Raw genomic sequence first — 21576 nt, forward strand, 5'->3', positions numbered from 1 at the left:
GCGGCTCGCTTTCGCGGTGGCGGCCTTTCGCGGCTCGCTTTCGCGGTGGCGGCCCATCGCGACACGCTTTCACGGTGGCAGCCTTTCGCGGCTCGCTTTCGCGGTGGCAGCCTATCGCGGCTCGCTTTCGCGGTGGCGGCCCCTCTCGCGACACGCTTTCACGGTGGCGGCCTTTCGCGGCTCGCTTTCGCGGTGGCGGCCTTTCGCGGCTCGCTTTCGCGGTGGCGGCCCCTTTCGCGATGGCGGCCTTTCGCGGCGCGCTTTCGCGGTGGCAGCCTATCGCGGCGCGCTTTCACGGTGGCGGCCTATCGCGACGCGCGCACCGAGGGGCAGAACAAAAAGAGCGCCCCGCTTCCGGGACGCCCTGTGGCCTGACGCAGCCTTGGTTACATTTTGAACCAGCGCTTGAACATCAGTTTGGTCGTGTCTTTATTCATTTCCGCGATGGATGTCGTCAATGGAATCTCCTTCGGACAGGAGCGGACGCAGTTCTGCGAGTTGCCGCAGCCTTCAATGCCGCCATCGTCCAGCAGCGCTTCCAGGCGTTCATCCTTGTTCATCTCGCCCGTCGGATGCGCGTTGAACAGACGGACTTGCGATAGCGGCGCCGGTCCGATGAAGCTTGTCTTGTCATTCACGTTCGGGCAAGCTTCGAGACATACGCCGCAGGTCATGCACTTGGACAGCTCATACGCCCACTGGCGCTTCGTCTCCGCCATGCGCGGCCCCGGTCCCAGATCATAGGTGCCGTCAATCGGAATCCATGCCTTGACGCGCTTGAGCGCATTGAACATCCGCTCCCGGTTGATGACTAGGTCGCGAACGATCGGGAACGTCTTCATCGGAGCCAGGCGAATCGGCTGCTCCAGCTTGTCTATCAAGGCCGAGCAGGCTTGGCGCGGCTTGCCGTTGATGACCATCGAGCAGGCGCCGCACACTTCTTCCAGACAGTTCGACTCCCAGCAGACTGGAGCCGTCTCTTTGCCCGACGCGTTGACCGGATTCCGCTGGATCTCCATCAGGGCGCTGATGACGTTCATGTTCGGGCGATACGGAATTTCGAACTCTTCGGTATAAGGAGCTGCATCAGGCGAATCCTGACGCGTCACAATGAACTTAATTTTCTTGGATGATGCCACTGCTTCCGCCATCGTTATTCTCCTTTCTTTTTACTTTTTTTATCCGTCGTATAATCGCGCTTCCGCGGTTGAATGAGTGATACGTCTATCTCGTCGTAACTGATCTCCGGCCCTTCCGGCGTCCAATCGGCAATCGTCGTCTTGAGGAAGTCCTCATCGTTCCGATCCGGGAAGTCCGGCTTGTAATGAGCGCCGCGGCTCTCGTTGCGAAGCAGGGCGCTCTTCGTCATCGCTTCGGCCAGCTCGAGCATGTTCCATAGCTGGCGGGTGAAGCTGGCGGCCTGGTTGTTCCAGCGCGCCGTATCCGACATATTGATGCTCGCATAACGCTGCTTCAGCTCTTTAATCTTCACGACGGTCTCTTCCAGCTTCGAATTGTAGCGGACGACCGTCATATTGTTCGTCATCCATTCGCCCAGCTCTTTATGGAGAACATAGGCATTCTCGCTACCGTCCATCTTGAGCAGATTATCGTACCGATCCGCTCTCAGCTTGACTTCGCGGTCGAATACGCTGGAGGAGATATCCTCAACGGACTTATCCAGTCCGCGAATATATTCCACGGCCTTCGGCCCCGCGACCATGCCGCCGAAAATGGCCGACAGAAGGGAATTGGCGCCGAGACGGTTCGCCCCGTGATACTGGTATTCGCATTCCCCTGCGGCGAACAGGCCCTTGATATTCGTCATCTGGTTGTAGTCGACCCACATGCCGCCCATCGAATAGTGGACACCCGGGAAGATCTTCATCGGAATCTTGCGCGGGTCGTCCCCCATGAACTTCTCGTAAATCTCGATAATGCCGCCGAGCTTGACGTCAAGCTCCTTCGGATCCTTGTGCGACAGATCGAGGTAGACCATGTTCTCGCCGTTGACGCCGAGCTTCAAATCGACGCAGACATGGAAAATTTCCCGAGTCGCGATATCACGCGGCACGAGGTTCCCGTATGCCGGATACTTTTCCTCGAGGAAATACCATGGCTTGCCGTCCTTGTAGGTCCAAATCCGCCCGCCTTCGCCGCGCGCGGATTCGGACATGAGGCGCAGCTTGTCGTCTCCCGGGATGGCCGTTGGGTGAATCTGGATGAATTCCCCGTTCGCATAGCGGACGCCCTGCTGGTAGACCGCGCTGGCTGCCGTGCCGGTATTGATGACCGAGTTCGTCGTCTTGCCGAAAATAATGCCCGGACCGCCGGTCGCGAGAATGACCGCATCGGCCGCGAACGACTTGACCTCCATCGAGCGGAGATCCTGCGCCGTGATGCCGCGGCACACTTCATCCTCGTCGATAACGGACGACAAGAATTCCCAATGCTCATACTTGGTGACGAGACCGGCGGCTTCCCAACGGCGCACCTGCTCGTCAAGCGCATACAACAGCTGCTGGCCGGTCGTTGCTCCAGCGAACGCTGTCCGGTGATACTGCGTGCCGCCGAAGCGGCGGAAATCAAGCAGCCCTTCCGGCGTGCGGCTGAACATGACGCCCATCCGGTCCATCAAATGGATGATGCCCGGCGCCGCTTCGCACATTGCCTTGACCGGAGGCTGGTTCGCGAGGAAGTCCCCGCCGTATACCGTATCGTCAAAATGCTCCCATGGCGAGTCGCCTTCCCCCTTCGTGTTGACCGCCCCGTTGATTCCGCCCTGAGCGCATACGGAGTGGGACCGCTTGACGGGAACCAGAGAGAACAGGTCAACGTGCACGCCTGCCTCCGCTGCTTTTACGACAGCCATCAGACCGGCGAGACCGCCGCCGACGACGATGATTTTCTGCTTAGCCATTATGCGTCCTCCCCCTTAACCAATAACCAATTTCACTGTATCCATCATAACGGAAGCCGCCTGGAACTCTTCTCCGCGGAAGCCGATCAGCGACAAGACGAACAAGACGGACATGATCACGAACAAGCCCATGCAAATCTTGGCCGACACCTTCTGCGCACGCGGGCCAATCGTGATTCCCCAGCTGACAAGGAAGGCCCACAGTCCGTTCGTGAAATGATACGACGCCGCGATGACCGCGATCGTATAGACGGCGAACATGAGCGGCTGAGATACGATACCGTTCATATGGGTGCCCAGCTCTTCATGCGTCACATTGCCGAGTGTAATCTGGAAGCGCGTCTCGAACACATGCCATGTGACGAAAATAAACGTGATGACTCCCGTAATCCGCTGCCATAGAAATGCCACGTTGCGCCCGTAGTTGAAGTTCCCTACGTTGTTCTTCGCGGTATAGGCGATATAGAGACCATACACTCCGTGATACAGAAGCGGAAGCCAGATGCCGAACATCTCGAGAAAGAAAATGAGCGGCAGGTCATTCAACATCTTGACGCTGCTCTGAAACGCTTCCTTCCCGCCGTCAAATGCCGCGAAGTTCGTCAGCATATGCTCCACAAGAAAGAAGCCGAGCGGGATAACCCCGAGAAGCGAATGCAACTTCCGCGAGTAAAAATAACCTCGTTTCATAAGCGTGCCGTTTCCCCTTTCCATGTACGTACCAGTAGATTTTGGTAAATGAAACAACCCCCATTTTACCCGTGCCTGTCGAAAGCGTCAACATTTTGTCATTTTTGCGAAATCGGAGGCGATCCACATTATGCCATGCGGCTGGATCTCTTGGGCGGTACCGATGTAACCGCTCTCCATACTTGTGACTAAGTTGTGACACTTCTCATGTTACCTCTTTTTCTCTTATAATGGTATTGCAATGTTTTTATAATTTTAATAACTTTTACGCATATCAAAGTCATTTATCTGAAATGCTAGCCTCTTATTACATGGCAAAAGGAGGAATTGCAGTGCTCGATTTGCTGGAATCATTCGCTACCGTCGTTGAATTATCAACCTTGAATCAGGCCTCCAAGCGGCTCAACCTGTCCCAGCCCGCCCTCTCCCGCCAGATCGCGAAGCTGGAGAGCCAGCTCGGCGTCGATCTGTTCATCCGGAACGGCAAGCGGCTGGAGCTGACCCGGGTCGGTCAGATTACGTATGAGTTCGCGCTCGACATCCGCAACCGGCAGCTTGATTTCTTGAAGTCGATCGCGGATTACAAGATCGAAGGCCATGCGTCCGTCACGATCGGGGCGAGCTTGACGACGCTGCAGACAACGCTGCCGCTGTTTGTTTCTTTATTTGTCGAAAAATATCCGGAAGCGCAATTGAAAACCGTAACTGGCAAGACGCACGAGATCATATCCTTCATCCGGGATCAAAAGGTTGATGTCGGATTGGTCGCCGACGCGATCCGCGATCCGAGCCTCGTCTGTCTTCCCCTGTTCTCCGATCATTTGGAACTGGTCATGCCGCGGGAGCATGAGCTGGCCTCCGGCGATCAGGGTTCGATTGCCCGGCTGAACGGCCTTCCGATGCTGCTGTTCTCCAAAGGGACCTGGTACCGCAAGCTGATCGACGACCTGTTCCGGCGCCACCATATCGTGCCCGACATCCGGATGGAAATCGACTCCTTCGAAGCGATCGTCCGCCTGCTGTCTCCCTGCCATGCCGCCGCGCTGCTCCCCAAATCGTACTTGCGCTCCGAATGGCTAGACGACAACGGACTCGTCGCCATCCATCTGAAGGAGCTGGTGCAGACGGAGCGGATCACGTCGCTTGTCTATGCGAAGCAAGCCGCACTCAGTCTGACCGCAAGGCGGTTCATTGAAGAGACGGCCCGGGCCGCATCCGGATGGAATGTACAATCGAAGCAGGAATAGGAGATGATGCGTCGAATCTAGTACTGTTACATATACAGAGACACGAGACACGATATGTTCATGCATGATGGGGGAAATCTAGGAGGTAGATAAGATGAAAGTATGCAATCGATGCGGCGAACCGCTGCAGGATCACGAAGTACATACGTGCCGGGTTCATGACGGGCGGACGGCAGATGAACTCCCGGCGTCCTCTCCAGATCGGCGGGAGACTGCCGCCGCGGCGGAGCAGCCGTGTCCCGTGCGCCATGCGCAAGAACCCGTGCAGCCGATGGATCCAGGTTATGGCTCACCGAAGACATCCAGGTCGAATATCGACATGGCGCGCGTCGTCCGCCTCATGAAGGAGCCTCAGGCGGCCAACTATATGACGACGGGAGCCGATTATTGGTACGGCGTGATCGGGGCTGCCGCGTCTGCGATCGGATTTGCGCTCTTTGGCTATCTGTTCATTAACCAATTCGCGAAGTTGCTGTTCGGCTCCCTGCCGATCGGACTTGGCAGCACGGCTCCGCCGTTTTCGTATTTTCTGCAGCTGATGCTGCTCCATCTCGTCGCCTTGGCCGCCCTCTTCGGCTCGCTCTACTTCGTGAACCGCTGGAAAGGCGGACGGAAGCTCGACGCCAAGACCTTCTTCGTGCAGTTAGCGGCGATGCAGATGCCTTACGGACCTATCTATGCGGTCGCCGGACTCATCACGCTGCTGTCATTCTATTTATTGGCGCTCTCCATCGCCGGCCTCGCCTGGCTCGTATCGGTCATGATGACCATCTATGAGTCGCTGGAGCAAGCCCAAGTGTCGCGGAATAACCGCTTCGTATATGTGCTGGCCAGCCTAAGCGGCTACTTCCTTCTCTTATTGATTATGACCAAAATTCTGTTCTAATCCCGTCCTGCATGCAACAAAGCCCTCCGCCGGAATGGCCTGGAGGGCTTTGTTGTATCTACCTGCGCTTCCCGATCTGATCCTCGAATTGATCGATCTGGGCATTCGTTCCGATGACGACCATGACGTCATCGTCCTGGAGGACATCCTCGGCCGATGGAGCAATAATGACGCCGTTCGGCTTATGCAGCGCCACGATGCTGCAGCCGTACCGGGCTCTCGGGTTGACATCCTTGAGCGTCTTGCCGCACAAATTGCCGGGCACACTCAGCTCCGCAATCGTATAGTCCTTGGACAGTTCGATATAATCCAGAAGGTTCGGCGACACCAGTTGGTGGGCGACCCTGATCCCCATATCCCTTTCCGGATAGATGACCCGATCGACGCCAATCCGCTCCAACACGCGCCCGTGCAGCTCGGACACGGCTTTGGCAACCACCTTTTTGACCCCAAGCTCCTTCATCTGGATACTGACGAGAATGCTCGTCTGCAGATCATTCCCGATCGCAACAATGGCGCAATCGAAATTCCGGATGCCGAGCGAACGAAGGACATCCTCATCCGCCGCATCGGCAACGACTGCGTGCGTCAAGACGTTGTTCATCTCCGAGACAACCTCTTCATCCTTATCGATCCCCAGCACCTGATGGCCGAGCTCGACCAGCTCCTGTGCCAGACTCGAACCGAATCTGCCCATCCCCACGACTGCAAATTGTTGTAACTCCATGTTCGTATTGCTCCTTCGCCCATTACTCTTCTTCTATTGGTAATCCCGGAATGACGACCTTTTATCCGATCGTAATTTTGCCCTCCGGGTGCTTGAATAGCTCACGTTCGCTTTTCGGGCCTAAGGCATAGGCCAGCGTGATCGGACCCAGCCGCCCCGCGAACATCATCAGACAGATCAATAATTTGCCGATCACGGTCAAATCGGTCGTCAGGCCCGCAGTCAATCCGACGGTCCCGAACGCCGAAGTCGTCTCGAACAATATCATCAAAAATGGATGATCCTCGGTCGTGGACAATACCATCGTTACCCCGATCACCATGAACAATGCCATCAACGTTATCGTGACCACCTTAAATATCCGATCTTTGCCCAGCCGATGGCGGAAGATGACGATGTCCTCCTTCCCCCGAATCATCGTGATGACGGCGCCGATAAGAATGGCGAACGTCGTCGTCTTGATTCCGCCGCCCGTCGAGCCGGGAGAGGCGCCGATGAACATCAGCACGACAATGAAGAACTGCGTTGCTTGCCGCATCGCGCCGATATCGACCGTATTCGCTCCTGCTGTACGGGGGCTGACCGATTGGAAGAATGCCGCCCACATCTTCTGCCAGCCGTTCAGACCGCCCAACGTCGCCGGGTTCGTGAATTCGAAGACGAGAATGACGATGGCGCCCACTACGATGAGCAAGCCCGTCATCGTCAGCACGACCTTGGAATGGAGCGCCAGTCTGCGGGTGCGCCGGTATTCCGCCACATCGGACAGGACGATAAAGCCGAGTCCGCCCAGCACAATCAGCAGCATCGAGACGGTATTCACGATCGGGTCGCCGACATACCGGGTCAGGCTGCTGAACGGTCCCGATACGGAACCGAACAGATCGAAGCCGGCGTTATTGAAAAACGAGATCGCGTGAAATATGCCAAAGTACAATGCCTTGCCGAACGGCAGGTCAAAGGACCAGCGCAGCGTGAACAGCACCGCCGCCGCACCTTCGATGCTGAAGGCGTACAGCAGCACCCTGCGAATCAGGCGGACGATGCCCTCCATGCTGCCTTGATTCAGCGCTTCCTGCAAAATGAGACGTTCTTTCAACGAAATACGCTTGCGGAAGGCAAGCGCGAACAGCGTCGCCATCGTCATGAAGCCAAGTCCGCCGACCTGAATCAGCGTAATAATGACGATCTGCCCGAACAAGGTGAAATGCGTGCCCGTATCCACCACCACAAGCCCCGTTACGCAAGTTGCCGACGTGGCTGTGAACAGCGCATCGATGAAAGGGAGAGGCTGGCCATCCGAATTGGCTATCGGAAGCATCAGCAGTAGCGCCCCGATGAGAATAATCGTCCCGAACCCCGTCACAAGAATTCGCGGCGGGGTGAGCTTCCACCGGGATGCTTTCTTAATTGATTTCAGCGAAATCACCTCATTTTCAGCACGAAAAAAAGCACTGGAAATCCAATGCTAACGCTGGTATCCTGACGTTCAATGCCTACGAGGTTAGCTGACGGATTCGGGCGCGTCCAGGCCGCCCTATTTGCTCGATCCATAATGCGGATCGGCGCAAAATTCACCCCAATGATCGGGTCCCCCGCTTTCGTAATTCACGAAATTCGGCCGTATTCAATTCATAACGAGATTATATACGTTTCATGTCAGGGGCACAAAGTCGATGCAGGCACAAAATAAACAAAAAATACAGGAAAAAGACTTTAAATAGCGCTTACATCCTATCCTAATCTCTCACTGTGTCTTTCGCGCTTTCTATTTCAGCGTGTAGCTAGTTTATTCCATAATTTTCATGCCTGGACTTTCCGCCAATAGAGTGGATACAATAATGAAAAGGACCGGAAACGATAACGGAGGTAGCTCTATGCCTGTGTCCCATCATGTAACGAAACGTTTATGGCTGGCTTCGATCATTGGATTTATAGTGTTTGTGCTCCTGCAGATTGTTATTCCCTCGCTTCAGGAAGCGAACCGGACCGGGCCAGAGCAGGAGCGAACGCTTCTCACGAAGCGGCAGGCTGCCGAGCGGGCAGTTGAATTTGCGAAGCGCGAGCCGTGGAGAAGCCGCATCATGCTGTCGGAACAGGAGCCGACGGTCGTCTACCAGACCGACAGACTGACGTCAAGATATATGAACCGGGAAAGGCTGACCGCCGTCTATGCTCCCTGGGACAGCCAGGCCCCGATAGATATTTATCAAGTCCTGCTCGGCGTCACTACACCCGATGGGAACGACATTTTGAAGGTTGATGTACATATGACAAGCGGCAGCGTCGTGGGGTATGAATTAGCCGCCATACCGGGGAGTCCGCAATCGGAGGCCCCCATCCTCGACGTTGAGAAGGCACGGCCAATTGCCGACCGCGAGCTGAACGCGCTCGGCTGGGACGTATCCAAGCTGGAGCTGCAGGATGATCATTCGTCTAAGGCGGATGAACTGCGCTACTCCGTCAAGCAGGGCGAGGTCGGCGCTGCCCGGCTCGAACTGGTCGTCCGCATGCGCTCAGATCGCGTCGTGGCGCTGCATCCCGTCTGGAGCGTTCCGTCCGATTACAAGGACATTGATGTGAAGCAGACCGAGACCGCCGGTTCCCTCTATCGTATCGGCTACCGGTGGATGTCGATGGGACTCAGTATGCTCGCGCTGTGGGCTTGTATTTATTACCGGCGGCGGATCCGCTTCGGCTCCGGCACCTTAATCACTCTGTCGCTTCTGTCGTGCGCCATCTCCATGCTCCATATGTGGAATATGATGCCCGGCTTGGTCGTCCTGCAGTTCGGAGTGCCCCGTACGGAGCTGAATCTGAATGTGGCCCTCGTGCTGCAAGGGGCCATCACGGTTACGCAAGGGCTGTTCCTTTATTTTTCGCTGGTGTCGGGCTCGTATTTCTGGAGGCAGACAGGACGAAGCGAGCTGCTGCCGACATGGCGCGATCGGTCATTCGGCATGGTCTTGACCCGGTCATTCCGCCTCGGGACGCTGTATGCGGGCGTACTGCTCGGAGTACAGAGCGTCATCTTCCTGACGCTGGAGACCGGCTTCGGCGCATGGTCGGCTGCCGATGCCTCCATGTCTCCGCTCAATCTAACCGTGCCAGCCCTCTATCCGCTCCTCGCCTGGATGGCGGCGATTTCGGAGGAAGGCGTATTCCGCTGGTTCGGGACCGGCCTGCTGATCCGCTGGATTCGGAGCCCCTGGGCAGCCGGGGTCATTCCGACCTTGATCTGGGCCTTCGGCCATGTGACTTATCCAATTTACCCTTACTATTCGCGTCCGGTGGAGCTGCTCATAATCGGCCTCCTGTTCCTCGCCATTATGCTGCGCCATGGCTTCTGGACCGCCATGTTCGCTCATCTCATGCTCGACAACGTGCTGATGAGCATCTCTTATCTGCTGGAGGGCACAGCGGCCGGCCTCAGACTTGGCATATTCTATCTGGCGCTGCCGGTGTTGATCGTGTACGGCGTGAGGTATTTCCATCGGTATAGCGCAAGCCTGCCATGAAAAAAGACGTGTGCGGGTTGACCCTGCCTAGCGGCGGGTTAACCCGTACACGTCTTATTTGCAACAGCGTCGCGAGACAGGCCCCGCAACGCTGTTTTTCATCATTTACGATTTCAATTTTACATTTTTGAACGCTTCAGCTTGCTGGCGGATGCCAACCTCGGCAGCGAACCGCTCGATGCTGGAAGCTCCGAAAAATCCGTCGATGCCCGTCGTATGCTCGAAAATATAGCGGGCATCCTCCGGCTCCGCAATCGGACCGCCATGGCAGATAACCAAAATATCCGGATTCACCGAACGGCCTGCGTCAGCGATGGCCTGGATTTTCTTGGCGCAATCGTCAAGAGTGAGCGCAGTCTTTGCGCCAATCGTCCCTTTGGTCGTCAAGCCCATATGCGCAACCAAAATATCTGCGCCCGCCTTGGCCATCTTCATCGCCTGCTCCTCGTCGAACACATACGGCGTCGTAAGCATATCCAGCTCATGAGCCTTGCGAATCATGTCCACTTCCAGATCATAGCCCATGCCCGTCTCTTCCAGATTCGCCCGGAAGACGCCGTCGATCAGGCCGACGGTCGGGAAGTTCTGCACGCCTGCAAAGCCTTGCTCCTTCAACTGCTTCAGGAACACATCCATGATGCGGAACGGATCGGTACCGCATACGCCCGCCAGCACCGGAGCGCGCTTCACGACCGGCAATACTTCCGCCCCCATATCGACGACGATCTGGTTGGCATCCCCGTAAGGCATCAATCCCGCGAGCGAGCCCCGGCCGGCCATTCTATATCTTCCCGAGTTATAAATGATGATCAAATCGACTCCGCCCGCTTCGCCGCTCTTGGCGGAAATCCCCGTTCCTGCTCCGGCGCCCAAGATCATGTCGCCATTGGCTACTTGCGCTTTCAGTTGACTGATGATTTCCTGTCGGGTTTGTTTCATTTTGCATCCTCCTCTTGTGGGCGCTTCCGCATCAGCTCGACTAACTTCCGGGCTGCGGCCAGTGCAAAGCTCTTGTCATTGATGTCCGCATCCAGTTCGATGAGCTCTACGGCATTGCGGTCAATATCTTGTCTCAATGTATCGAACAAAGCCCGATCCTCTTCCGGTCCGTAGAATGGCTGTCCTTCCACATCCAGCCCGGATATACCCCTCAATGGCAGCATGAGCACAGTCGGAGCAGTCGCCTCGTTCAATTTCCCGGCGATAATTTTGCCCAGCTCTATATTTTCCTCAACGGTCGTTCTCATCAACGTGACGGTCGGATTGTGCTTGTAGAACGTTCGATTCGCGAACTTCTCCGGTACCGTATCGAACGGGCCGAAGTTGACCATGTCCAGGGCTCCTGTCGATACCACTTGAGGCACATGCGCCCGCACGGCCGCCTCAAGCCGGTTCGGTCCGGCATTGAGCACGCCGCCGACCAGTTCGTCGCACCATTCCGTGGTCGTGATATCCAGCACGCCAGCGAAGAATCCGGATTCGATCAACCGTTCCATCGTCTTGCCGCCGGCGCCCGTCGCATGGAACACGACCACTTCATAGCCTTGTTCCTCCAGATACTCGCGTGCTTGATTGACGCAAGGCGTCGTGAGCCCGAACATCGTCGCCGCGATGAGCGGTTTTTTCTCCACGGCATGCTCCACCTCGAACTTCAGCATACCGGCTATCGCCAGGGCCGCGTTCGTAAATATTTTTGTCGAAATCGAGTTCAGTCCCGACACGTCGACGATAGATGGATACATCATAATATCGCTCGTCCCGACATATTGCGAGACATTTCCGGAAGCGACGGTCGACACCATAATCTTCGGCACGCCGATTGGGAGCGCTCTCATTCCGGGCGTAACGATCGATGTGCCGCCGCTGCCGCCGAAGGAGAGGATTCCATCGAATTTACCTTCCGCGTACAGTCTCGGAATCAGCTTTTCCATGCCCTTCGCGAGTACTTCCGTGGCTAGCGATCGGTCCCGTTTGGAGGCGATTTCACGAATATCCGCTCCAGCTTCCCTGGCTACTTCCTCATTAGAGACATCCGGGACGAACATCGGCTCGAACACCCCGCTATGGATAGTAAGCGTATTCAGCCCAAGACCTTGAAGCATATCTCTGACAAAAGAAAACTCGGTTCCTTTGGAATCAAACGTTCCGACTATCGCGACTGTTTTCACTGGCATAACCTCCTCGGTAAAGTGGAAGTACTCCGTATTGCTGAACTTGCTTACAATTCAAGTATAGAGCTTTGAAATGGGCAATTCATGTTAATTTGTACGGCATTTATGTGTTTTTGTACTGATGTCGATATTCTCGCGGGGACAGCCCCGTCAGTTTTTTGAATGTTTTGCTGAAATGGGCATAGTCATTGTATCCGGCGAGCGCTGACACCTCGGACAGGCCGATATGGCCCTGCTTCATGAATTCCTTGGCCTTGTTGATTCGGAATCTCGTCAAGTATTCGGGAAACGTGCAGCCTACTTCTTTTCTGAACAAGTAGCTTAAATGCGTTCGCGAAATATGGGCTACCAGAGCTAGCTCGGCAAACGAAATCTCATTCATGTAATTCGCGTCTACATACTCCTTCACGAACTGCACATAATCATAATGCTTGGCCACGCCCTCCAGCATATGGCGAAGGAGCTTGTCCTGCTCGCTCTGACCCGCCTCCTTGAACTCGCTGGCCGCCTGCGTAATCGCCGCTTCGGAAGGAATTCTCTCGAAGGACGAGCCGCCCAAATAGCCCGCAGCTCCGGTATTGTCGTACATATACTCCACGTCGGAAGGCGTGTTGACCGGCCCGCCGTAGACCATTTTCATGAAATCGGAATTGACTTCATCGCAAGCGTTAAAAATATCTCTTGCCATCTCCGCCGCGGCTTTGAGTGACAATACTTTTTTCGCGCCAAGAACGCCGCCCTTCGTAAAACCCAAATGCGCGCACACGATATCCGCTCCGGCGGCGGCCATACGCCGTGCCTGATCTGCTTCGAACACGAACGCGATCGTAAACAAGCCTTTCGCATGCGCTATCCGAATCGCCTCGATCTCAGTGTCGAAGCAAGTCCCTTCTTCCTTCAAAGCCTCACCAAAAAGACCGCCCATTAATCCGACGGTAGGATAGTTATTTATGCCAGAAAAGCCCTGTTCCCGAATTGATTCAATAAATTGCTCCAACTCAATGGTCGGATCCGTCGCGCAAAGCCCAAAGATAACGGGAACGTCTCTGACGATAGGGATAATTTCCCTCGTTCCGAACTCCATCACGAGAGCGTTGCTGTTGGAAAAGGGAAGCAGCCCGCCAAACGAGCTCAATCCCATCTGCCGGAACCGGCCTGAATTTAAGGCCAAAATGAAATCCGCGCCGCCCTTAACCGCATACTTGGCGGTGATGCCCGCGCCGGCCGCTACGCCAATAATATGCCCGTTCGCCTGGATCTGCGCTTGCAGGTTCGTTCTTATCGTCTCGCGGTCGAAATACACGACAACACACCCTTTACCGGCTCAATGCTTATTTCTTGACCAACATCATAACATTCCCCGGATGACCGGTCTATAAACCGGCGCGACCGCTACCGGCCGTTCGGTAAAACAGCACCGCCTCTCCGCCTTCCTGTGTCTTTCCCAAGGCCAAGTTGATCTCTTGTTAACATCCTTATAGACATTCTCCCCTTCGCTCAGTTTCCGTCCCGGGGGTTGCCCTTGCCGTTCCTTTCACGCACTCTCCCCTCTCCTCAGGAACGTTTTCCGCTCCGCATTTCTCCGGGTCCTCTCCCCTAGAATCCGGGTCCCCTCTCATACAATCCGGGTCCTCTCCCATACCATCAGAAAGCTTCAAGCGGCCATCCCTTTGGGCACGATCCCATCTCGTCAGGGACATGTGCCAACTTCGATTCTGAACGATGGGGAGAGTGCTTATAAGGTGCTCCGAACCCCTGCCTAGAGGGGCCGAGCCGCCGCCCGGTACTAGGGCCAAGCGGAAGTACAGTACGTCAACCGGAACCGTCTCGAAAAAAAGAAGCCTTGCAGTAACGGCCTGCAAAGCTTCCAGCTTGTTTCCTTTTATTCATCATTGTTCACGTCATTATCTACATCGGCAGACTCCATGTCCGGGGCATCCGGCTCCGCTTCCTGCGGTTCCTTCTCTTGCCGGAGCGAGGCCAGGATCGTATTCGCCAGCTTCTCGCCGATCCCGATTTCCCGGAAATCCTCGACCGATGCTTCCCGGATTTTCTTCAAGGAGCCGAAGTGCTTGAGCAGCAGCTTCCGCCGCTTCTCGCCAATGCCCGGAATGGAATCGAGGGCCGACGTCACCATCGATTTGGCCCGCCGTTCGCGATGGAACGAGATCGCGAAGCGGTGAACCTCATCCTGGATGCGCTGCAGCAGGTAGAACTCCTGGCTGTCCCGCGCAAGCGGCACGATGGCGGGCGGGAATCCGGCCATCAGCTGCGCCGTCTTATGCTTGTTGTCCTTGACCAGACCGCATACCGGGATGTCAAGGCCGAGTTCATTCTCGAGCACATCCAGCGCCGCCGACATCTGACCCCGGCCGCCGTCCACGATAATGAGATCCGGCATATCCAGTTGTTCCTTCAACACCCGTTCATAGCGGCGGCGGATGACTTCGCGCATCGTCTCGTAATCATCCGGGCCGACGACGGTACGCACTTTGTATTTCCGGTATTCCTTCTTATCCGGCTTGCCGTCGGTGAAGACGACCATCGCGGAAACCGGGTCGGCCCCCTGAATATTGGAGTTATCGAAGGCTTCAATCCGGCGCAGCGAACCGATCCCGAGCGCGTCCCCCAGCCGTTGGGCAGCCCGCTGCGTCCGCTCTTCGCTTCGCTCGACCAGCTTGAACTTCTCGTCCAAAGCGACCCGCGCATTTTCCATCGCCATCGAGACCATCTGCCTCTTCAACCCGCGCTTCGGCAATATGACCTTCACCTTCAGCCATTGCTGGAGCGCTTCTGTCGTCGCCAAGCTCTCTTCGGCATGTGGAACGGTGTCCAGCCCCTTCAGATTAGACCCGCCATCCACGTCTTCCAGGTCTACCAAGTCTTCCGCGTCTGCCGAATCCCCCGGTTGGCCTGCATCCGGAATGCGGGTGGATGCATCCATGGCTCCGTCCCCCTCTTGCACGGCCTCCACCGCCGCCGGAGCGAATTCGGCAGCTGCGTCAGCCGCCAGCGCAGCCAGTCCATCCGGATCCGGGAGCAAAATCTCCTTCGGCACCGCCGGATTCTCGCTGTAATATTGCGTCACGAAGGACATGAAGTCGGCATAGGGCTCCCCATAGAACGGAAATTGGGTCGTATGGCGCTCGATCATTTTTCCTCGACGGATATATAGAATCTGTACGCCCATCCAGCCTTTGTCCACCGCGAACCCGAACACATCACGATCGACCTGATCGGATGTATTGATGTTCTGCTTCTCCATAATCGCGGCGATCGCCATCAGCTGATCGCGATATTCCTTGGCCCGCTCGAATTGCAGCTCCTCGGCCGCCTCCTCCATTTTCCGCTGCAGCTCACGTTTAATCTCTTCATGTCCGCCGCTGAGAAATTTGGAGATCTCCTGCACCATGTTTTCGTATTCGGACTCGGTCACCTCGTACTCGCACGGCGCCAAGCACTGGCCGATATGATAGTACAAGCAGACCCGATCCGGCATCGTGGAGCATTTGCGCAGCGGATAGAGGCGGTCGAGCAGCTTCTTCGTCTGCTGGGCGGCGAAGCCGTTCGGATAAGGGCCGAAATATTTCGCCTTATCCTTCAGCACCCGGCGCGTTACCTCAAGCCGCGGGTGGCGTTCATTCGTTATTTTGATATAAGGAAATGTCTTGTCATCCTTCAGTAGCACATTATAACGCGGGTGATGCTTCTTAATAAGATTGCATTCCAATATGAGGGCTTCCATATTACTGCCGGTGACGATATATTCGAAATCGCGGATTTCCGCTACAAGTCGTTGGGTTTTGCCGTCATGGCTGCCCGAGAAATAGGAGCGGACACGGTTCTTGAGCACCTTCGCTTTGCCGACATAAATAATTGTGCCCTCTCTGTTCTTCATCAAATAGCAGCCTGGCGCATCGGGCAGCAAGGCGAGCTTGTGATGAATCTGCTCCAGCGCCTGGGCGCGTTCGGCCAACGCTTCGGCATCCAGCTCGTCTTCCTGTTCCGGGGCATAGCGTTCATTCCAGCGGGCCTTCCACCGCTCTGCGCGCCAGTTCGGGCGGTTCTTGTCCGAGTCGCTCACGCGAGCTCCCTCCTTACTATCATTGTTCCTGCCTCGGCACCCTGCACGAAAGCTCATGGCATTCGTTGTAGATACATGACTCTTCTATTTTATCAAAAAAGAGGGCGCTGCGCTTCTGCTCAACGCAAAGAAGCCTTCCTGAGCCAGGAAGGCTTCTCTCTATTCCATGCTCATCCGCACGGATGCTTATTGATGCTTGCCAATCAAGCCTTTGAGCGCATCCTTGGAGTTCAGGCCGACCACTTTGTCCACTGGCTGGCCGTCCTTGAACACGATGATCGTCGGAATGCTCATCACGCCAAAGCGGGAAGCAGATTCCGGATTCTCATCCACGTTCACCTTCGCGATCGTTGCTTGACCGCTTACTTCTCCGTCCAATTCTTCGAGAATCGGAGCCAATCTCTTGCAAGGGCCGCACCAAGGCGCCCAAAAGTCGACCAACACGACGCCCTGCTGACCTTCTACCTCGGTCTTGAACGACTGGTCGGACACATTTACGATAGCCATGTTAGAGAACCTCCTTTATCGTGAAAAACAGAATATCTGAGTCAACAAGTAAAGTATACCACAAGTCAGACTTTGATGTGAAATCGGGGCGGGATGCATTTTGTTAGGAATTTGTCACACGATAAGAAGGCCCGGACTTTACAGTTTCGCCGCCGTTCGATATACTAGAGGCGTTAAAATGGGTTTTACTACCTGTCCATGTTGTGATCCAAATCATTGCAACATGACGGACAAATGGGAGGACGCGCTAATGGAAGCCAATACGATGGATCCTCGCGAACATATCAACGAAGAGCCGAGAAATGATTTTTCAGACGTGTTGTTCGGGTTCAACGCCATGTTCGGGTTTATGTTCGTCGTCTTCTTCGGTATGGTGATCGTGAAGTTCATTATGTCGTAACATCCAACTGCCATACGTCGTTCCGAGGCAGGCCCGGATTGCTTCCGCCCTGCCGGGAACAGCGTCAAGCCGAGGCGCTCGAACCGTTCAATCCGTTCCTGCGCGAGCCATCATGAAGGCAAAGCATGCATCGCCGCATGCTTTTTTTGCTGCTATCGAAGCCTTTCCGGAGCCCGCACCAGGCGGATAGACGAAGACGGCAAGCTGTTCATCATCGTTTGACTGCAATGCGGCAGGCGGCGGCCAAGCTGATAACAATGAACAACAATTGGGCGGCCAATGCCAGCATGATGCCCGCACAGATTCCCCAATCAAGCGAATCGCTGATGGCGATGAGCGCTCCGCCAATGCCTACGCTTAATCCGGGCCCGAACGCATCGACGAATTGAAGCTGAGATGAGACCTCGCCTTCTTGGCCGGGCACAGCATGCTGCAGGGCAATACGATGGCATATATTTCCTTATGATGGCGTTGTCCCGATGATGCGCGCCCGGTCTGCTGCATGTGCCGGAAGGAAGGAATCGTCAGAATCACGGCCACCACAACAAAAGGGAGCACAAACCAAAATACAAATCTCCACGAGGCGAGCTCGGCGATGACTCCTGCCAGGTAAGGACCGATTAATGCAGGAAGGATATAGGCGCCGGAAAATGCCGCAAGGATTTTGGTCCGGAGCGCATCCGGATAGCGCAGCGTGATGCTGTAATACACGCAAGTGATGCTGGCGCCCGCGCCAAAGCCTTGAAGCGCTCTCCCAGCAATGAGCATATACATATTGACCGCTGATGCCGCGACGACAATGCCGATAACAAAAATGATGATGGCCGCCATAAAGGAGCGAGTGACTCCCCTTCTGTCAATCTGCTGCCCCATGATCATCGTGCCGATAATCTGAGACAACAGAAAGGCGCTGAATATCCATCCATATAAATGAATCCCCTCTAAATGATGCGCCAATTTGGGAGCAATGGTCGTGATGGCCAGCCCTTCAAATGCCATCGTCGTAACGATCAAAACGATCCCGATGGTTATTGTCCGGTAGGGAGCATCGAGGATCCCTGCCTTTTTTGATCCCGTTTCCACCTGTGTACCCGATATACTTGTCACTTCCTTAATTGTTATGGCAAGTAATTTTTCAAAAAATAACCGACTATCCCGCGCAATTGAAAATAAAATCCCCCACCCCCACTAATCTAATTGTCATGATGATAATAGTTATAGCAACTATTTGTCCATAAAATGAAGGACCTCGCCCAGACAAGCAAGCTACAGATCCTTGACATTGTTGTACATCACCGCAAGCGTTCTTCTGAAGTTGTCTACTTCTTCTTCGGTTAAGCCGGCTATCGTTTTTTTATAGGCTTCAATCGAAGGTTCCATAATCTCGTCCTTGATTTCCCGTCCTTTGGAGGTTAAATAGACGCGCAAAGCCCTTCTGTCCGTCTCATGGGTGACGCGATGGATAAAACCCTTTTTCTCCAGCTTGAACAACATTCGCGCAATGTTCGTCTGATCCTTGTACAAGCGCTCGGCAAGCTCCTTTTGCGTGGTGCCCTCCTGCTCCCACAGCACGACAAGAATCTCCCATTGATCGACGGTGATGCCGAACGGGCTAACTACTTTTTGATAATAATTGCTCAATTTCAAATCTGCACGGCTTACGATGACGCCAATATATTTTTCTAATTCCAAAGCGGACCTCCATTATTGATGCGACGATAGTTGCTATGACCATTATAATTTCGTCCTTCTCATCCTGTCAATGGAGCATAAAAAAGACACGCTTATCACGTGTCTTACGTTCCCCGTTTGTTGCGCCCATTCACATGGACAATGTCCGCGAACGGCTTAATCCGGTCCATCAGTCGCTCTGCCTTATAAATATCTTCCCCGTCGCGCGTATAGCTGAAATGCTTCAGCAGCGAGTTGGTGTCATAATTCGATGTATAGAAGGTCGGCTTCCGGTTCATCCGGTAGTTCAATATCGAGCCGAGCACATGATCGCGCACCCAGGCCGACATATTCTCCGCTCCGAGATCGTCAAACACGAGCAGATCTGTCTCCTTCATCAGCTCGATCGTCTCCCGCAGCTTCTGCGGCTCCTGGAACATCGATTTGAGCTCCTCGACGAATTCCGGCATGTAGACGATGACCCCGGTATAACCGGCGCGGGCCAGTTCGTACAGCACATAGCTCATCAGGAAGGTCTTCCCGGTCCCGAACGGGCCGACCAGGTACAATCCGTGCGGTGTCAGCCCGGATTCCTTCGCCTGCATCACATATTCCATTACCTTTTTGACTGCAGGCACCCGCTCCATGTCGATCTCCAGCATCTCCCGGGCGGAATATCCCTGCTTGAGGGCCGTCTCATCCACATAAAAAGAACGGACGCGGTTGTGGATCAACTGCTGGCGCTCATTCGCAAGCCACTTCTGGCACGGGACCTTGCGGTCATAGATGAACGCCTGTCCGTTGACCGTCTCGGCGCCCAGCCGGGTATAATGCCCATGGAAATCGTTCGGGCACTGATCCAGGCCCGGGCATTGGCTGCAATGCCCCGCCTCCTTCACGTACTGGTACAATTTGTTCATATTCATGCGAAGGCTGCGCTCGTCCAGCTCGGGGTGGGAGCTGCGGAATTCGGCGACGAGCGGATGGTTCATCAGCTCGGCCATCTTCTGCTCCGCTTGCGCGCGCCGGCTGCCAAGCGGCAGCTGCTTCAACAGTTCGCCTATCGATTCCATGCAGGAGCCCTCCTTGTCTTCTGTCTTCGATATTCATCGTGTGGGGAGCCTGCAAGCACGCCTGCCGGCCCTAGGCTTGTCCGTCCAATCTCCGGGCGAGCGCCCGTGCGGCGTCGATCTCCTCCTGCGACAGCGACGAAGGCGCCTCCTGCGAGCGGGTCACGATCGGAATCGCCGGCTTCGCCGATTTCCCATAGCGGCTGCGCGTCCGCTGCGAAGCGGCCTTCCCGCCCGAACGGGCCGCGCCCGCCTCCTGCAGCTGCGACTGCTGGCGGATATACATTACCGCTTGCTCATAAGTGTTGACCTGCTTCACCAGCATATTGGACACAATCGCTTCGACGAAGTTGCGGTTCAACCGCTGCTCGGCCCCTTGTGCGAGCATGGTCATCAAATAATGAATGAGTACGTTAATGACTTCATCCGGCAGCTTATAATTGAGATCCATCTTGGTGAACATATCCAAAAAAGAGTCCGGCACCGCTCCCGGGAAAAAACGCTCCAGCAGTTGGGTGTACGGTGTATTGCGAAGCATCATATTGTATTGATGAATATCGCATTTGCCGCTGAACTGCGGCGGGACGTCGACATAGAACTCCATCTCGACCGCGACTTCCTCTTGCAGGGCCGCGGTCTCCTCCCCGAGATGGCCGATGCGCTGCTGCTCCCGCTCCTGCCATTCTCCGCGGCGCTTGTTCTGACGGAAGTGCATATGCGCCCGGTGCTGCAGCTCATCGATGACGATGCGGCCGTTCTCCGCAAAGATGCCGTCTTCATCGAGAAGCCGGACCGTCTCCTGCAGCGTGAGCCCGAACTTGCGGACGACATAATTGATGACGCCGAGCCCTTCCTGGTCATAGCGCAGCCGTTCGACGAAGCTGCGGTTCACTGATTGCTTCGGGAAGCGGATAATAATGTCGGCATAGTTCAAGGCCGGCGCCTCTGCTTCCTCGGGCACCGCCGGAGGGCGGACGGACGCCCGGCTCGGTGCCACTTCATCCAGCGCCTGCTCCAGCTCGACGTCAATCACCTGCGTATTGAGGCGGAACAGTTCATAGAACGGGATCGAAATATTTTCGCGCTCTGCCTCCTTCACCGTCGCATCGAACGGCTCGCCCGTACTGAATTGCTCCCTCAGATTCAGCACGGCGTACTTGCCGACGAAGTCGCGCAGCAGCAGGGTCAAATGCTGTGTCCGGAAAAATTCATGCGGCGACAGCGGAGGCTGAAGCTCATATTCGTACATATGCTCCTCCATGTCCGGAAGCAGCATCCGCGACGTCTGCAGCAACCCGACCGCCTCCAGCTTCGAGGTCTGTTCGACGAAGTAGGTGCGCCCCTTCTCGCTCGGCTCCAGCCCGAGCAGCAGGAACAGGCGGCGCTGTGCATCGATGCCCGAGTAGCCGGCGCGATCCGCAGGTGCATGCTGATACAATAAATGATATAGCCCAATCGCGAATGCTCCGACCATCGGCTGATAGACGTGGGACAGCATCTTCCGATCAAGCTCGCTGAGGCTGAATTCCCGGTAGGCCACATACCGATGGTGTTCTGTAAAATGATGCATGTTGGACATCCGCATGACACTCTCTCCTTTTCATCCGTGCACGTCACGTTCACCTATTGTAACATACTTGGGGACGAACCGTTCGGGGAAAAATCCGGTGTTCGGCTATTGCAGC

Annotated in this window: 20 protein-coding genes and 1 riboswitch; of the genes, 6 read left to right on the forward strand and 14 right to left on the reverse strand. The window is 55.4% G+C overall.

Going from position 1 to position 21576, the window contains the following annotated elements:
* Window positions 1-375: hypothetical protein (locus tag DQX05_RS31460; RefSeq protein WP_220483218.1), on the forward strand; the 375-nt coding region annotated here is incomplete at its 5' end.
* An 11-nt stretch (window positions 376-386) separates the two neighbouring features.
* On the opposite strand, the gene sdhB is transcribed toward DQX05_RS31460, so the two are convergent.
* Genes sdhB through DQX05_RS19825 form a run of 3 tightly spaced genes read right to left on the reverse strand, consistent with a single transcriptional unit; the run spans window position 387 to window position 3610 of the window.
* A complete protein-coding gene (sdhB, locus tag DQX05_RS19815) occupies window positions 387-1151 on the reverse strand; it encodes a succinate dehydrogenase iron-sulfur subunit (protein WP_087440779.1) in 765 nt (254 codons plus the stop codon).
* A gap of 2 nt (window positions 1152-1153) precedes the next feature.
* On the reverse strand, window positions 1154-2920 hold the full coding sequence (sdhA, locus tag DQX05_RS19820; RefSeq protein ID WP_119795219.1) for a succinate dehydrogenase flavoprotein subunit: 1767 nt from the start codon (window positions 2918-2920) through the stop codon (window positions 1154-1156).
* Window positions 2921-2935: 15 nt separating this feature from the next.
* Complete coding sequence (locus DQX05_RS19825; RefSeq protein WP_119795220.1) at window positions 2936-3610, reverse strand: succinate dehydrogenase cytochrome b558 subunit; 675 nt, start codon at window positions 3608-3610, stop codon at window positions 2936-2938.
* A 332-nt stretch (window positions 3611-3942) separates the two neighbouring features.
* On the opposite strand from DQX05_RS19825, the gene DQX05_RS19830 reads away from it, so the two are divergent.
* Both DQX05_RS19830 and DQX05_RS19835 read left to right on the forward strand, forming a co-directional pair.
* Window positions 3943-4857, forward strand: coding sequence for a LysR family transcriptional regulator (locus DQX05_RS19830; protein ID WP_119795221.1), 915 nt, complete (start codon window positions 3943-3945; stop codon window positions 4855-4857).
* 94 nt (window positions 4858-4951) lie between these two features.
* Window positions 4952-5743: a hypothetical protein gene (locus DQX05_RS19835; protein ID WP_119795222.1), complete on the forward strand. Its 792-nt coding sequence runs from the start codon at window positions 4952-4954 to the stop codon at window positions 5741-5743.
* Window positions 5744-5801: 58 nt separating this feature from the next.
* Here DQX05_RS19835 and DQX05_RS19840 read toward each other — a convergent pair whose 3' ends face one another.
* Window positions 5802-6470: a potassium channel family protein gene (locus tag DQX05_RS19840; RefSeq protein ID WP_119795223.1), complete on the reverse strand. Its 669-nt coding sequence runs from the start codon at window positions 6468-6470 to the stop codon at window positions 5802-5804.
* A 61-nt stretch (window positions 6471-6531) separates the two neighbouring features.
* Window positions 6532-7890 carry a TrkH family potassium uptake protein gene (locus tag DQX05_RS19845; protein WP_259392133.1) on the reverse strand — a complete coding sequence of 453 codons (1359 nt, stop codon included), beginning with the start codon at window positions 7888-7890 and terminating at the stop codon, window positions 6532-6534.
* A gap of 58 nt (window positions 7891-7948) precedes the next feature.
* Window positions 7949-8103: riboswitch (cyclic di-AMP (ydaO/yuaA leader) on the reverse strand.
* Window positions 8104-8347: 244 nt separating this feature from the next.
* On the opposite strand from DQX05_RS19845, the gene DQX05_RS19850 reads away from it, so the two are divergent.
* Window positions 8348-9988 (forward strand): CPBP family intramembrane glutamic endopeptidase, encoded by a 1641-nt coding sequence (locus DQX05_RS19850; protein WP_119795224.1) that lies wholly within the window; start codon window positions 8348-8350, stop codon window positions 9986-9988.
* A gap of 105 nt (window positions 9989-10093) precedes the next feature.
* On the opposite strand, the gene DQX05_RS19855 is transcribed toward DQX05_RS19850, so the two are convergent.
* From DQX05_RS19855 to trxA, 5 genes are all read right to left on the reverse strand, one after another.
* Window positions 10094-10927 carry a phosphoenolpyruvate hydrolase family protein gene (locus tag DQX05_RS19855; RefSeq protein ID WP_119795226.1) on the reverse strand — a complete coding sequence of 278 codons (834 nt, stop codon included), beginning with the start codon at window positions 10925-10927 and terminating at the stop codon, window positions 10094-10096.
* Window positions 10924-12156, reverse strand: coding sequence for a Tm-1-like ATP-binding domain-containing protein (locus DQX05_RS19860; protein ID WP_119795228.1), 1233 nt, complete (start codon window positions 12154-12156; stop codon window positions 10924-10926). Before DQX05_RS19860 ends, DQX05_RS19855 begins: the two co-directional genes overlap by 4 nt.
* Window positions 12157-12262: 106 nt before the next feature.
* The gene (locus tag DQX05_RS19865; RefSeq protein ID WP_119795230.1) at window positions 12263-13462 is read right to left on the reverse strand and encodes a phosphoenolpyruvate hydrolase family protein; all 1200 of its coding nucleotides are present in this window, start codon (window positions 13460-13462) and stop codon (window positions 12263-12265) included.
* Between the two features lie 579 nt (window positions 13463-14041).
* Complete coding sequence (uvrC, locus tag DQX05_RS19875; RefSeq protein WP_119795232.1) at window positions 14042-16243, reverse strand: excinuclease ABC subunit UvrC; 2202 nt, start codon at window positions 16241-16243, stop codon at window positions 14042-14044.
* Between the two features lie 186 nt (window positions 16244-16429).
* Entirely contained in the window at window positions 16430-16750 is a 321-nt protein-coding gene (gene trxA / locus DQX05_RS19880) for a thioredoxin (protein WP_006676046.1), read from the reverse strand.
* A 250-nt stretch (window positions 16751-17000) separates the two neighbouring features.
* On the opposite strand from trxA, the gene DQX05_RS19885 reads away from it, so the two are divergent.
* The gene (locus tag DQX05_RS19885; protein ID WP_119795234.1) at window positions 17001-17150 is read left to right on the forward strand and encodes a YqzM family protein; all 150 of its coding nucleotides are present in this window, start codon (window positions 17001-17003) and stop codon (window positions 17148-17150) included.
* 125 nt (window positions 17151-17275) lie between these two features.
* Complete coding sequence (locus DQX05_RS33460; RefSeq protein ID WP_472924375.1) at window positions 17276-17539, forward strand: hypothetical protein; 264 nt, start codon at window positions 17276-17278, stop codon at window positions 17537-17539.
* Here the strand turns inward: DQX05_RS33460 and DQX05_RS19890 are convergent.
* From DQX05_RS19890 to DQX05_RS19905, 4 genes are all read right to left on the reverse strand, one after another.
* Entirely contained in the window at window positions 17508-18233 is a 726-nt protein-coding gene (locus DQX05_RS19890; RefSeq protein WP_472924376.1) for an MFS transporter, read from the reverse strand. The two genes, DQX05_RS33460 and DQX05_RS19890, sit on opposite strands and share 32 nt — an antisense overlap.
* A 183-nt stretch (window positions 18234-18416) precedes the next feature.
* Entirely contained in the window at window positions 18417-18842 is a 426-nt protein-coding gene (locus DQX05_RS19895; protein WP_119795235.1) for a MarR family winged helix-turn-helix transcriptional regulator, read from the reverse strand.
* A 104-nt stretch (window positions 18843-18946) separates the two neighbouring features.
* Entirely contained in the window at window positions 18947-19894 is a 948-nt protein-coding gene (gene dnaI / locus DQX05_RS19900) for a primosomal protein DnaI (RefSeq protein ID WP_119795236.1), read from the reverse strand.
* Window positions 19895-19964: 70 nt separating this feature from the next.
* Window positions 19965-21476, reverse strand: a complete 1512-nt coding sequence (locus DQX05_RS19905) for a DnaD domain protein (RefSeq protein WP_119795238.1) — start codon at window positions 21474-21476, stop codon at window positions 19965-19967.
* Window positions 21477-21576 lie beyond the last annotated feature (100 nt).

It is taken from the genome of Paenibacillus thiaminolyticus, assembly GCF_003591545.1.
Lineage (GTDB): Bacteria > Bacillota > Bacilli > Paenibacillales > Paenibacillaceae > Paenibacillus_B > Paenibacillus_B thiaminolyticus_A.

What these genes read in the sequence shown, in the direction of transcription:
- sdhB (WP_087440779.1), bottom strand. Translation starts at nt 1,151, where the DNA reads ATGGCGGAAGCAGTGGCATCATCCAAGAAAATTAAGTTCATTGTGACG.
- sdhA (WP_119795219.1), bottom strand. Translation starts at nt 2,920, where the DNA reads ATGGCTAAGCAGAAAATCATCGTCGTCGGCGGCGGTCTCGCCGGTCTG.
- DQX05_RS19825 (WP_119795220.1), bottom strand. Translation starts at nt 3,610, where the DNA reads ATGAAACGAGGTTATTTTTACTCGCGGAAGTTGCATTCGCTTCTCGGG.
- DQX05_RS19835 (WP_119795222.1), top strand. Translation starts at nt 4,952, where the DNA reads ATGAAAGTATGCAATCGATGCGGCGAACCGCTGCAGGATCACGAAGTA.
- DQX05_RS19840 (WP_119795223.1), bottom strand. Translation starts at nt 6,470, where the DNA reads ATGGAGTTACAACAATTTGCAGTCGTGGGGATGGGCAGATTCGGTTCG.
- DQX05_RS19850 (WP_119795224.1), top strand. Translation starts at nt 8,348, where the DNA reads ATGCCTGTGTCCCATCATGTAACGAAACGTTTATGGCTGGCTTCGATC.
- DQX05_RS19855 (WP_119795226.1), bottom strand. Translation starts at nt 10,927, where the DNA reads ATGAAACAAACCCGACAGGAAATCATCAGTCAACTGAAAGCGCAAGTA.
- trxA (WP_006676046.1), bottom strand. Translation starts at nt 16,750, where the DNA reads ATGGCTATCGTAAATGTGTCCGACCAGTCGTTCAAGACCGAGGTAGAA.
- DQX05_RS19885 (WP_119795234.1), top strand. Translation starts at nt 17,001, where the DNA reads ATGGAAGCCAATACGATGGATCCTCGCGAACATATCAACGAAGAGCCG.
- DQX05_RS33460 (WP_472924375.1), top strand. Translation starts at nt 17,276, where the DNA reads ATGCATCGCCGCATGCTTTTTTTGCTGCTATCGAAGCCTTTCCGGAGC.
- dnaI (WP_119795236.1), bottom strand. Translation starts at nt 19,894, where the DNA reads ATGGAATCGATAGGCGAACTGTTGAAGCAGCTGCCGCTTGGCAGCCGG.
- DQX05_RS19905 (WP_119795238.1), bottom strand. Translation starts at nt 21,476, where the DNA reads ATGCGGATGTCCAACATGCATCATTTTACAGAACACCATCGGTATGTG.